The organism is Oceanobacillus longus, assembly GCF_042650085.1.
Classification (GTDB): domain Bacteria; phylum Bacillota; class Bacilli; order Bacillales; family Amphibacillaceae; genus Oceanobacillus; species Oceanobacillus longus.
In genome coordinates, this window is record NZ_JBHSAO010000001.1 from 879,775 (window position 1) to 892,637 (window position 12,863).

11 protein-coding genes are annotated in these 12,863 nt (G+C 37.7%); all 11 read right to left on the reverse strand.

Annotated features, from left to right (window positions below; all coding sequences use genetic code 11):
• Positions 1-6: 6 nt before the first annotated feature.
• The 11 genes from ymfI to ACFOUV_RS04605 all read right to left on the reverse strand — a co-directional run bounded on the left by ymfI (position 7) and on the right by ACFOUV_RS04605 (position 12,819).
• Positions 7-723, reverse strand: coding sequence for an elongation factor P 5-aminopentanone reductase (ymfI, locus tag ACFOUV_RS04555; RefSeq protein WP_379495566.1), 717 nt, complete (start codon positions 721-723; stop codon positions 7-9).
• A gap of 9 nt (positions 724-732) precedes the next feature.
• Positions 733-2,016, reverse strand: coding sequence for an EF-P 5-aminopentanol modification-associated protein YfmH (gene yfmH, locus ACFOUV_RS04560; RefSeq protein ID WP_379495567.1), 1,284 nt, complete (start codon positions 2,014-2,016; stop codon positions 733-735).
• Positions 2,009-3,298, reverse strand: a complete 1,290-nt coding sequence (gene yfmF, locus ACFOUV_RS04565; protein WP_379495568.1) for an EF-P 5-aminopentanol modification-associated protein YfmF — start codon at positions 3,296-3,298, stop codon at positions 2,009-2,011. The genes yfmH and yfmF overlap by 8 nt, the downstream gene beginning before the upstream one ends.
• Before the next feature lie 143 nt (positions 3,299-3,441).
• Positions 3,442-4,395, reverse strand: a complete 954-nt coding sequence (locus ACFOUV_RS04570) for an ABC transporter permease (protein ID WP_379495569.1) — start codon at positions 4,393-4,395, stop codon at positions 3,442-3,444.
• Entirely contained in the window at positions 4,396-5,442 is a 1,047-nt protein-coding gene (locus ACFOUV_RS04575; RefSeq protein WP_379495570.1) for an ABC transporter permease, read from the reverse strand.
• Complete coding sequence (locus ACFOUV_RS04580) at positions 5,429-6,967, reverse strand: ABC transporter ATP-binding protein (RefSeq protein WP_379495760.1); 1,539 nt, start codon at positions 6,965-6,967, stop codon at positions 5,429-5,431. The genes ACFOUV_RS04575 and ACFOUV_RS04580 overlap by 14 nt, the downstream gene beginning before the upstream one ends.
• A 367-nt stretch (positions 6,968-7,334) precedes the next feature.
• Positions 7,335-8,453 (reverse strand): BMP family lipoprotein, encoded by a 1,119-nt coding sequence (locus tag ACFOUV_RS04585; protein WP_379495571.1) that lies wholly within the window; start codon positions 8,451-8,453, stop codon positions 7,335-7,337.
• A 111-nt stretch (positions 8,454-8,564) separates the two neighbouring features.
• Positions 8,565-9,287: a GntR family transcriptional regulator gene (locus ACFOUV_RS04590; protein WP_379495572.1), complete on the reverse strand. Its 723-nt coding sequence runs from the start codon at positions 9,285-9,287 to the stop codon at positions 8,565-8,567.
• A 208-nt stretch (positions 9,288-9,495) separates the two neighbouring features.
• Positions 9,496-11,772 carry an FtsK/SpoIIIE family DNA translocase gene (locus ACFOUV_RS04595; RefSeq protein WP_379495573.1) on the reverse strand — a complete coding sequence of 759 codons (2,277 nt, stop codon included), beginning with the start codon at positions 11,770-11,772 and terminating at the stop codon, positions 9,496-9,498.
• 109 nt (positions 11,773-11,881) lie between these two features.
• A complete protein-coding gene (locus ACFOUV_RS04600; protein WP_379495574.1) occupies positions 11,882-12,088 on the reverse strand; it encodes a YlzJ-like family protein in 207 nt (68 codons plus the stop codon).
• On the reverse strand, positions 12,085-12,819 hold the full coding sequence (locus ACFOUV_RS04605; protein WP_379495575.1) for a ClpP family protease: 735 nt from the start codon (positions 12,817-12,819) through the stop codon (positions 12,085-12,087). The genes ACFOUV_RS04600 and ACFOUV_RS04605 overlap by 4 nt, the downstream gene beginning before the upstream one ends.
• Positions 12,820-12,863: the final 44 nt, after the last annotated feature.

Consider the following 12,863-nt stretch of genomic DNA (forward strand, 5'->3'; position numbering starts at 1 on the left):
AGTTTCCTACCAACCACCGGTAATATTAATAATTTCTCCTTGAATATAACTTGCTCTTTCATCAAGTAAAAAGCTCACAGAATGAGCAATTTCACTTGGTAATCCAGCTCGATGAAGAGGTATCTCAGCAATGATAGACATTTTTTCATCGTCTGTTAAGTGGCCATTCATTTTCGTTTCAATATACCCTGGACTTATTGCATTTACCATAATTCCCGAAGGTGCAACTTCCTTTGCCAATGCTTTAACAAAGCTGTTTTGAGCACCTTTTACCGACGAGTATATGACTTCATAACTTGCTCCGGTATTGCCCCAAATGGATGTAATAAAAATGATTTTCCCTTTTTTATTTTGTATCATTTGAGGTAATAAATGTTTTGTGATCATCCATGGTGCTTTAACATGCAACGAGAGCATATCGTCCATTACTTTTTCCGAAGTATCCTGAAGTAATCCGAAATGCGCATTCCCACCAGCAAACACAACATAGTCAACAGGCAAAACCAGCTCGGTAAGAAATCGTTTCATTTCTTCATTGTTGCTTAAATCTGCTTGATGAACAGTGAGTATTGCTTCTGAGTTTAATTCTTTTCTCATTGCATCTATGTTTTCTCTGTTCTTATTGTAGTGGAGCATTACGTTATAGCCATCTTTCACAAGTCGTTCCGAGATAGCTTTACCAATATCTCCGCTTGCCCCAACAATCAATACATTTTTCCCCATCTTATCTCCTTACTCCGCAGCAATCGTACAGACAGCTAATCGATTCTCATCAATCCAGTTTTTCATAAAATTATTTGCATCGGTCAGTGTCAATTCTTGTATTGCAGGAATAATTTCAAATAAATTAATCCCCATCGAATGATAGGAAGTATAGTTATTCGCAATAAATTCAAGTGAATTCATCGCCCGTAACAACTGACCAATTTTCTTTTTCTTCATTCGTTCAAATACTTCTTCTGTGAGTTGCATTTCATTTGTAGAAAGTAATAATTCAATGACCTTGTTAGAGAATTGTTCAGGCTTAGGTGTATTGCTGCCAATCATTGAATACCCAAAGTTCTTTTCAAGACTCGTCTCAAAATAAAAGCTGCCATCGATCAGATTCGCTTTATAAAGTTCCTGATAGAATTCTCCCCCCGTGGAAAAGAAATGACTCAACACCATACCACCAAGCAAATCTTTACGAAGGAATACTTCTTTACTTAGTTCGGTATTGGACTCTTTTATCCCAATCGTACATTTAGGGATGGAAACAGGCATGATAATTTTATTTTCCTTCATTGCTACTTCTTCTGGCTCTTTTGGAAAGTTACGCTTTAGTTCTTCCATTTCTTTAAAAGACTTTTTACTTTGGTTGGATTCAATCATTTTCATCATCTTCTCGGGGTCAAAATTGCCTGCAACGAATAAAGACATATTTTCTGGATGATAAAAAGTGTTATAACACGTGTATAAATCATCTTTTGTAATGGAAGTAATGGATTCAACCGTTCCTGCAATATCTTTGTTAACCGGATGATTCTTAAACATGCTCTTTATTATACCCATAAACGATTGCCAATCAGGCTGGTCGTCATACATTTTAATCTCCTGAGAAATAATCCCTTTTTCCTTTTCAACAGACTTCTCAGAAAAATAAGGATCTTGTACAAAGTCGACCAATGTTTCCACATTTTTTTCAATATTATCTGTAGCAGAAAATAAATAGGCTGTCTTCGTAAAGGATGTAAATGCATTTGGTGAGGCACCTTGTTTTCCGAAATCCGCGAAAACATCACGGTCCTCTTTTTCAAAAAGTTTGTGTTCCAGGAAGTGGGCTACTCCCTCCGGTACATTAATTTCTTCTGATTCACCTATCGGAACAAAAGTTTGATCAATCGACCCATAATTTGTTGAAAAGATACCAAAGGCCTTTGCCATTTGCGGCTTTGGCAGTAAAAAAACGGTAAGCCCATTATCTAGTTTTTCCGAATATAATGTTTCATTTATATCCTGGTATGTTTGTTTATTCATCTTTTGATCCTCCTTCACTTGTTAACAGGTATACAGTATCTTCCTCTATTTTTCCTGCTGCCTGGATAACTTCTTCTTTCGTTACCTTTCGTATTCCTTCAATTAATTCATCGGGAGATAAGGTTCTATTACCTATTACTTGCTGATATAGCATTTCGATGAGGCCTTGTGGATGATCCATCGTTTCTTTATATTGATTAATAATTAAATCCTTTGTTTCACTTAACTCTTCTTCTGTAAAGTTTCCGTCTTTCATGGCTTTTACCTGGAGACGAATAATATCCCTTGCTTTTTCGAAATCTTCCGGTGCAATTCCACTAAATACAATCAGTAACCCTTTATGACTTTCCACACGAGAAGATGCATAATAAGCGAGACTGTTTTTTTCTCTAACATTGATAAACAACTTGGAACTTGGGAATCCTCCAAATAATCCGTTAAAAACTTGCAGGGGAAAGTATTCTTTATCCTGAAATAAGGTATTGGTTCGATAACCAATATGAAGCTTTGCCTGTTGGACATTCTGCTTCTCAATAACTTCCCTAGGTTCCCTAATAGTCATTTTTGTCTTAGGTGGAGTAAATTCAGGAAGATTTTGTTGATTTATTTTCATTTTAGTTGTTATTTTATCTTTTATTGCATGCTCATCAAAATCTCCCAGAACATAAACATCAAATTCATTTTCTTTAAGCAATGTTTTGTAATAATCATACAGATCTTCATTCGTCATGGTACCCAAATCTTCCTCGTATCCATGAACATGAAGTTGATACGCTTCATCGTCACACATTTCATCAATTAGTCGCATATTGGCATAACTCATTTTATCATCCTGAATGGCATTTATCTTTTGCTTCAACGTGTCCTTTTCACGCTTAAACACAGAGTCATCGAAACCATTTCCTTTAACATTGGGTTGAAACAACACTTCACTGAACAAACTGATTGCATCATCAATAATAGACGATTCTTCAGGAATGAATTTTTCATTGGCGAATTCCATACGAACGGTAATAATATGGTTTTCACCTTTTTTTCCGCCGTCAACAGATAAAACAGCACCATATAATTCATCCAATTTTAATTGAAGCTCACTTCTGCTCGGATAGTTTTTTGTGCCCTGTTTTAGTATATAAGGCAGTAAAGCCCTTTTTGTAATCGTTTCCTCCTCCAGATTTGCTCTTAATTTTGCCACGATATTAATTGTTTTGTATTTTTTACTTTGAATAAAATGAAGTTTGAGGCCGCTTTCACGATGTTGCTTTTCCTGTATAGTTTTCATAAATATCCTCCGATGCTATGTAATATTGTTTCTCCACAAGTATTCTGCACAATTTTACCAGTTGGCATCCATTATACGTCAAAAAAAACTGACTTGCTAATATTAGCAAGTCAGTTAAAAGTTATTCTAAATTCATAATGTGTTTATCTACTACCTTTAATATAAGGTACGCCATTTGCTTTTGGCGCTTCAGCACGTCCGATAAAACCTGCAAGTGCCAAAATAGTTAACACGTATGGCGCAATCAAAAGGAATATTTGCGGTACATTTTCAAGCAAGGGAATACTTGATCCAATAACACTTAAACTTTGGGCAAAGCCGAAAAATAATGCTGCACCCATTGCACCAAGAGGATGCCATTTACCAAAAATAACTGCGGCCAATGCCATAAATCCTTGTCCAACAATAGTTGAATGCGAGAAATTGGAAGCAATCGTAAGAGCGAATACCGATCCACCAATTCCTCCGAGTGCTCCGGACAAGATCACAGCAATATAGCGCATCCTAGGTACATTGATACCATTTGTATCAGCTGCCATCGGATGTTCACCTACTGCACGTAGACGCAAGCCAAATGGCGTCCTGTACAATAAAAACCATGCAATAAAGGCAAAAGCAATTGCTATATAAGAAGTAATATAGATACCTTCAAAAAAGATAGAACCTATAATTGGAATATCAGACAAAATTGGAATATTGGTTGTATAAAAAGGCTGATTCACCATATCTGTCTGACCTTTTCCGTACCATTGTTTCGTTAAATATACACCGATACCTAATGCCAGCATGTTGATTGCCACACCACTGACGACCTGACTTGCATGGAACGAAACCGATGCAACAGCATGAATAATCGAAAAGATTGCAGACACTACCATAGCAACGATGATGGAAACCCAGGGCGTCCAAACACCAAGCACATCTGAAAAAGTTAAATTGAACACAATTCCGACAAATGCTCCCATTACCATTAATCCTTCCAGACCAATGTTTACAACCCCAGACCGTTCACTGAATACACCACCTAATGCAGTAAATATCAAAGGTGCAGAGTAAAATAATGCTGTAGGGATAACAGACTGCAATATATCTAACATTTATTTACCCTCCTTTTTAAAGCGCAGTAATACCCAGCGAATAATATAGCTAGATGCTACAAAGAAAATGATTAAAGCAATAATGATATCTACAAGTTCAGTTGGCACACCAGCACCAGTAGGCATTTCACCAGCACCCTCTTTTAATGCCCCAAACAGAAATGCTGCAAGTACAACACCTAACGCAGTATTTGCACCAAGCAAGGCAACGGCTATACCATCAAAGCCCATATTCGGAAATCCAGACATAACAGAAATGGTTCCATAGGTTCCCAAACCTTCCATGGCACCTGCCAACCCTGCAAATGTCCCCGCTATAACCATCGAGAGCACTATATTTTTACTTACATTCATTCCGGCATATCGAGAAGCATGCCCGTTATAGCCAACAGATTTCAACTCATAGCCAATCGTTGTTCTCTGGATAATAAACCACATCATTACAGCAGCAAATAAAGCGATTAGTATTCCATAGTGAACACGGGAATAAAATGTAATACTTTGCAACCAATCCGATGCCAATGAAGCTGAAGCAGGAATTGCTTCCGTTGTGGTTTGGCGATCTGTTAATACATTTCTTATAATGTCATTAGTTATAAATAATGCAATATAGTTCATCATAATCGTAACAATAACTTCATGCACTCCAAGTTTGGCCTTCAGTATACCCGGGATAAAGGCCCAAAATGCGCCCGCTATTCCTGCTGCGATGATAGCAAGCGGTAAATGAATATACATTGGAGCATCGACTGCAAGCCCTACCCACACTGCTGCAAGCCAACCAACAATTACCTGACCTTCAGCACCAATATTAAATAAACCGGTGCGGAAGGCAAATGCAATTGATAAACCTGTCAAAATATATGGTGTCGTTCTTCTTATCGTTTCACCAAGGGTATAAGAATCCCCAAAAGCTCCATTCCATAAGGCAGTGTATCCTTCAATTGGATTAAATCCGGAAACGAGCATGATAATTGCACCTGCAAGCAAGCCAAGAAAAACGGAAATAATAGGCACTAGAACGGTAAATAATTTATTCTGTAACATTGGATTCACCCGCCTTTACCTTACTGCCAGCCATCAACAGACCGAGCTCTTGTTCATTTGTTTCTTCCGGTTTAACCTCAGCTACAATTTTACCGTCAAACATTACCGCTATTCGGTCACTTACGTTAATAATTTCATCCAGTTCAAAAGAGACAAGAAGGATTGCCTTTCCTTTATCCCGCTCCTCGATTAACTTTTTATGAATAAATTCGATTGCACCAACATCAAGACCTCTAGTAGGCTGCGCAGCAATCAGTAAGTCTGGTGAACGATCCACTTCCCGACCAATGATTGCTTTTTGCTGATTACCACCTGATAGTGCTCTTGCTGGTGTATGTACACTAGGTGTACGCACATCATATTCTTGGATTAATTTCTCTGCCTTATTTAGAATTTCTTTATAATTCAATACTTTCGCTTTGGAGTACGGCTTTTTATAATAGGTTTGGAGAACCATATTTTCACCTATTGAATAGTCTAGAACGAGTCCAAATCGATGCCTGTCCTGAGGTATATGTCCAATACCACTTTCAGTGACTTTTCTTGGGGTTTTATTCGTGATATTTTTAGATTTAAGTTCTATTTTCCCTGATACGGATTTGGTTAGTCCCGTTATAGCTTCAATCAATTCTGATTGCCCATTTCCATCTACCCCTGCAATACCAACAATTTCACCAGCACGAATTTCAAGATTAAGCTCTTTGACGAGATCTACTTTTCTAGAATCTTTCACTACCAGATTTTCTATTTTAAGTACCGTTTCCTTTGGATGGGATTCTGTTTTTACCGTATTGAAATTAACTTCCCTACCAACCATTAAGGAAGCAAGTTCATTTACATTCGTAGTGGAAGTATCTGTCGTACCAATACCTTTTCCTTTGCGGATTACGGTACAACTGTCACAGACTTCCATAATTTCTTTTAATTTGTGGGTAATTAAAATGATGGATTTTCCTTCTTTAACAAGAGATCGCATAATATCCATTAATTCATGTATTTCCTGAGGTGTCAGTACTGCGGTAGGTTCATCAAATATAAGTACTTCAGCACCTCGATAAAGCGTTTTTAGAATTTCGACACGTTGTTGCATTCCAACAGATATATCACTTATTTTGGCATCGGGGTCTACTTTCAGACCATACCTATCGGAGATCTCTTTAATATCTTTTCTTGCCCTTTCTATATCAATAACTCCACTCTTTTTGGTAGGTTCACTACCGAGCACAATATTTTGAGTTACCGTAAATGGTTCAACAAGCATAAAATGCTGATGCACCATTCCTATTCCTAATTCGTTTGCAATATTAGGGTTCGTAATATTTACTTTTTCACCTTTGACTCTTATCTCTCCTTGCTCTGGCTGGTACAAACCGAATAAAACATTCATTAAGGTGGACTTCCCTGCACCATTCTCTCCTAAAAGAGCATGGATTTCACCTTTTTTAAGCTGAACCGTAATGTTATCGTTCGCAACGATACCTGGAAATTCTTTTCGTATGTTCAACATTTCAATCACATACTCCACCATGTTCACCCCTTTATCATCTAATATATCTTTTAATGGTATTATTTTAATAAAATCACCAAACAAAAAGGACCTTATTATACAGATCCTCTTTAGTTGAAGATTTTATGTAACATGATAGAAGAGCCTGGGACATAACTAAAGTGTTTAACTCAAAGCCGAACATTTCGCCATAATAGCGAAGGAAATACACGGAGACTCCTGCGGGATGAAAAGCCTAGGTGAGACTACGTAGAGCGATAGCTCGGAGTAGGCTCAGCAGCGCCCGCGGAAAGCGTAGTGTATTTCCGTAGCGGTATATATGCACCAACTATGTTCGGATTTTACTTTGGTTAAAACACTTTTGTCCCAGTCTCTTCCTCATTTATTAAAGCGAGCTTTCGAATGTCTCTAATTCTTCACGTGTTTGCGGTACTTCTACTTCTCCGTTAAGAATCTTTTCTTGCCATTCGTTTACTGTATTAACAATTTCTTCTGTCATTGCTTCTGTATTTGTTTCAGCAATAGCAATTCCTTCTTCTTCAATACCGAATTCTAAAATTTCTCCACCTGGAAATTGATCATTTGTTAGCATGTTAGCAACTTCCTGCACTGCAACGTCCACACGCTTGATCATAGAAGTCAATGTAACATTTTGATCATTAATTTCACCGTCTTCATGTTGGTCACGGTCAACACCGATAACCCAAATTTCACGTTCTGGATCGTTTTGCTTTATATCTTTTGCTTGGTTGAATACACCATTTCCAGTTCCACCAGAAGCATGGAAGATGATGTCAATATCATTGCTGTACATATTGGAAGCAATTAACTTACCTTTTGATGGATCATCAAATGTTTCAGCATACTGTACGTCTACTTCAATCGCTGGATTCATAGATTTTGCTCCTGCAATAAATCCTGCTTCGAATTTGTTGATTAAAGGCGAATCAATACCACCGACAAAACCAAGTTTGTCTGTAGTTGTCTTACTAGCTGCCGCAACACCAGCCAAGAATGATCCTTCATGTTCTTTGAAAGTAACACTTACTGCATTTGGTGCTTCTACAATAGCGTCAACTAACGCAAATTTAGTATCTGGAAATTGTTCTGCAGCTTTTTGAAGATCCTCTTGTAAAAGGAAACCAGTACCAAAGATAAGACTATATTCATCACGAACAAGGCGTGTAATGTTTGGCATAAAGTCTGCTTGTGATCCTGATTGTGCATAATCAAAGCCATTCCCTCTTGATAAACCATGTTCTTCTCCCCATGCTTGCATACCTTCCCATGCGGATTGGTTAAAGGATTTGTCATCTACTCCACCTTGATCTGTTACCATAGCAATGCTATATTCTGCAGAACCCTCTTCTTCGGTAGCAGCATCATCTCCGCTGTTCGTTGAATCTGTTGTTTCTTCTTCATCGGAACCCCCGCCGCATGCAGCTAATACGAGTCCAAGACTAAATAGTAAAGCAAACAATAAAATAAATTTACGATTCTTCATTTAAAAGCCCCCTTATATAATTTACTGTTAATTATTCTGACAATAGAATCACTCTATTAAACCTGCACTTCTACTTCCGCTCATCACCCCCTCTATGATGTAGTCCGGTTTTTATACTCGTTTTCTTAAAACATGAAAACTAAATACATCCGAACGGAAATAATTAGCTGAATAAAGAATCGCTTCATCTTCACTTGTGTAATGTACCTGCTTCAGCAAGAGAAGTGATAGATCTGGTGCACAATTCAATATACTGAATATACGGTCATGATAACTGATTGGTTCAATGTATGTAACAGCATAAGAGATCCGTTTATTCGCATATTCTTCCAGTAGTTCAAAGATTGAATCTTCTTCATGCACACGGTGGAGTGGTATCAATTTTGCAGGAACCTTATCAATGCAAAATACAACAGGATTATTATCAGCAGTTCGAACTCTCTCAATTTTTGCAAGGGTATCAACATTTTGTGAGAACTTTGATTTTTCTTCATCAGTGGCTTCCACTATTTCTGTAGATAAATATTGAGAACCAGCTATTTTTCCCGACTGTTCAATCATTTGTGTTACACTTTTCAGTTCTTCAATTCCTGATGAAAAAATAGGTTTCGAATTTACAAAGGTACCAACTCCATGCCTTCTTGTTACAATATTATCTTCTTCAAGAATACGCAAAGCCTCTCTTAATGTAGCTCTGGAAACACCTAATCGTTTAGACAACTGATACTCGGATGGCAGTTTTTCATTCTCACTATAGGTGCCATTCTCAATATCTCTTGTAATTTCATCAATGACTTGTAAATAAAGGTGCCTTGAATCTGTTCTAATCGACACAAAATCCCCTCTTCCCTTCAGCTGCTATTAAAGAGATCTGACTTCAGACGTTTGACTCTTTGTCCGCCATTAATATTACCACCATTAATAAAATAAATAAATAGAATTAGGATAAATTTCTTAAAAAAATCATCATCTTTTGACAATTATAGACATAAAGAGGCAGGCTAATCATACTACGTCGAATTAGCCTGCCTCTTATAATCTATTAGGATGTTTTTTCCTCCGTTGATTGCGAAATCAATACCGTACGTGGTTTACTGCCTTCATACGGTCCAACAATTCCTCTGGCTTCCATGGCATCAATCAGCCGAGCTGCCCGTGTATAACCAATTCGGAATCTCCGCTGTAGCATGGAAACACTTGCACTCTGCAATTCCGTAATCATTTGCACAGCATCATCATATAGATCATCATCCACTTCTTCAACAACTTCATTTGTTTCTTCGGGAATCATCTCTTCCTGATAAGATGCTTTTTGCTGGTCAATGCAATGATCAACAATTCGTTCCACCTCTTCATCTGACAAGAATGCTCCTTGCACTCGGGTTGGCTTAGAAGATCCTACTGGCATAAACAACATATCTCCCCTACCAAGTAACTTCTCTGCTCCTCCTGAGTCAAGGATGGTTCTAGAATCGATCTGTGAAGATACACTGAAGGCTATTCTGGATGGAATATTCGCCTTAATTACACCAGTGATGACATCCACTGAAGGTCTCTGTGTAGCAATAATTAAGTGTATCCCTGCAGCCCTTGCCATTTGAGCTAGCCTCGTAATCGAGTCTTCTACGTCATTGGAAGCTACCATCATTAAATCTGCCAACTCATCTACCAGAACAACAATATATGGTAGATGAGGCTGTGTTTCTTCCGAGCTCAAATTATATTTTCGAATATACTCGTTATAGCCTTCAATGTTGCGGGTTCCTGTATCGGAAAATAAATCATATCTTCTTTCCATTTCAGAAACTACTTTTTTCAATGCTCTTGATGCTTTCTTCGGATCGGTGACAACCGGTGCTAGTAAATGTGGGATTCCATTATAAACATTTAATTCTACTTTTTTCGGGTCGATCATCATCATTTTTACTTCATGGGGCTTTGCACGCATTAAAATACTCGTAATTATCCCATTCACACACACACTTTTACCACTACCTGTTGCGCCTGCGATTAGAAGATGCGGCATTTTATTTAGTTCTCCTACTACAGCTTCCCCGGAAATATCTCTTCCTAATGCATATAATAGTTTGGAAGTTTTATTACTCCACGTTTTATCCAGCACTTCCCGAAGTGAAACCATTGCAATTTCCTGGTTAGGTACTTCAATACCAACAGCTGATTTACCTGGAATTGGTGCTTCAATCCGAATATCTTTTGCAGCCAGTGCCAGTGCAATATCATCATGCAAACCTACAATCTTACTTACTTTAACACCGGCTTCTGGTGATATTTCATATTTTGTTACTGCCGGCCCAACATGAACCTTTGTAATTCTCGCCTTAACACCAAAACTTTGGAAAGTTCTTTCAAGTTTGCGTACCGTCGCTTTTATTTGTGACTTTTCCTGTTGCTGTGAATTATGCGCAGGTTCAGCCAGTAATTCAGGTGATGGCAGCACATAGTCATAGTTTTCCGTAGCGGTCATTGGCATAGGTTGCTCTACCTCATCTTCCACTACCGATTCCTCATTCGTAGATTCATTTACTTCTGCTTTTACCATATTAGTATTCGTTTCTTGTGTGGAATAAGCAATGTCCGTAAAATCATTTATAAAAGGTTCTTCCTGCTGCACGTCTTCTTGTACAACCGTCTCCTCCTGTAGTATTTGTTTCTCATCCTTATGCTGCTTCTTTTCAGCTCTAGCATCTTTCCACTTTGTAGCCTGCTTCGTCATCATTAATTTTATCTTAGCAAATAGTTTGGAAAACAGATCGCCTACAGATAATTCTGTAATAAATATAATGCCTATCAACATGGAGAAAACAGCAACAATTTTTGAACCGGCCAAGGAGAATAAATAATAACAGAATGTAAAAATGACCGCCCCTAACATTCCACCACCAATTTGTACAGCAGTACCTGTCCCATTAATATATGCCAGAAAATTACTCCAAGTCGTTCCGATTATGGAGATGTTTTCTGCTGATACTAGTAAACTTTCAATTGTCTGAATATGCGTAAACAGCAATATACCCGCAAACAAGATATAGAAGCCTACCATCTTTCTATTCCAGTAATTCGGATACTTTCTTTTAATAAGTAAAAATAGTCCAGTAATAAACAAGAATACGGAAGCAACAAAATACCAGATTCCCAAGAAGAATTGGAAAAAATATTCGAGCCATCCCGGTATCGCACCATCACTAATCGCACTTGCTCCACTTCCAAATATGGATAGAAAAATAAATAATAGTCCAAGTAGTTCCAATTTCAATAGTTTCGTTTGTTTTGCACTTTTTCTTTTTCTTTTTTTAGCCATTCTTTCACCTCTGTCTATACGAACATATACGAATAGTAAACCCTTGCCTTCGAATTGACAAGGGTATTCTTACATGCAATTATATCATAAATCATGGTAATAATTAGTTTCAGTTTAAGATTCTTCCCGGCGAAAATTCCGAGTTTAAAAAATCCTGGGGGTCAGATGAAATTAATTGTTGTATCTGGTAGGATCCATCCTGCATTCTTTCTGCATATACAGTTCTCCCTTTATAAGAGACACTCTCGATACCGGTATATGCATCCATCTCTGTTGGGAATATATCGTTGTGTGCTAGAGGTGTATATAATATCATTGTACAACACTACTTTCCTCTGATGTACGTGTACCAATAAATTCATTTAATTTACTCATTGCATCTTTAACGCCACCTACTGCATCAATCAATCCATAGTCTACGGCATCTTTTCCAATAACATTTGTACCGATATCTCTTGTTAGATTCCCCTTTTCAAACATAAGATGCTTGAATTTCTCTTCTTTAATATTTGAATGTTCCACAACAAATTGAATAACTCGATCTTGCATCTTATCGAGATATTCGAATGTCTGAGGCACTCCAATTACCAATCCTGTCAACCTTACAGGATGAATTGTCATTGTTGCCGACGGTACAATAAATGAATAGTCCGTTGCAACTGCAATTGGCACTCCTATGGAATGGCCACCTCCAAGAACAATGGATACGGTTGGTTTAGATATCGATGCGATCATTTCAGCAAGCGCAAGCCCAGCTTCGACATCTCCTCCAACGGTATTCAACAGGATAATTAATCCTTCTATTTTTGGATTCTGTTCAATTGCTATAAGCTGCGGAAGCAAATGCTCATATTTAGTTGTCTTATTTTGAGGTGGTAATTGCAAATGTCCTTCGACTTGACCAATAATAGAAAGAACATGAATATTTGTTTCAGGTGCCTGTGGAATATTAGATTGACCCAATTGCTGAATCTTTTCAACTAACGACGATGCATTTGGCTGATTATCTTGTTGTGGATTTTCTTTTTGATCTTTATTATTATTCATTTACGGACACTCCCTTTATATCTAGTTATAAGGTTAGTATGAAC

Bases quoted from the DNA above. Each gene is read 5' to 3' on its own strand.
- ymfI (WP_379495566.1), bottom strand. From the start codon at position 723: ATGGGGAAAAATGTATTGATTGTTGGGGCAAGCGGAGATATTGGTAAA.
- yfmH (WP_379495567.1), bottom strand. From the start codon at position 2,016: ATGAATAAACAAACATACCAGGATATAAATGAAACATTATATTCGGAA.
- yfmF (WP_379495568.1), bottom strand. From the start codon at position 3,298: ATGAAAACTATACAGGAAAAGCAACATCGTGAAAGCGGCCTCAAACTT.
- ACFOUV_RS04570 (WP_379495569.1), bottom strand. From the start codon at position 4,395: ATGTTAGATATATTGCAGTCTGTTATCCCTACAGCATTATTTTACTCT.
- ACFOUV_RS04575 (WP_379495570.1), bottom strand. From the start codon at position 5,442: ATGTTACAGAATAAATTATTTACCGTTCTAGTGCCTATTATTTCCGTT.
- ACFOUV_RS04585 (WP_379495571.1), bottom strand. From the start codon at position 8,453: ATGAAGAATCGTAAATTTATTTTATTGTTTGCTTTACTATTTAGTCTT.
- ACFOUV_RS04595 (WP_379495573.1), bottom strand. From the start codon at position 11,772: ATGGCTAAAAAAAGAAAAAGAAAAAGTGCAAAACAAACGAAACTATTG.
- ACFOUV_RS04600 (WP_379495574.1), bottom strand. From the start codon at position 12,088: ATGATATTATATACACCTCTAGCACACAACGATATATTCCCAACAGAG.
- ACFOUV_RS04605 (WP_379495575.1), bottom strand. From the start codon at position 12,819: ATGAATAATAATAAAGATCAAAAAGAAAATCCACAACAAGATAATCAG.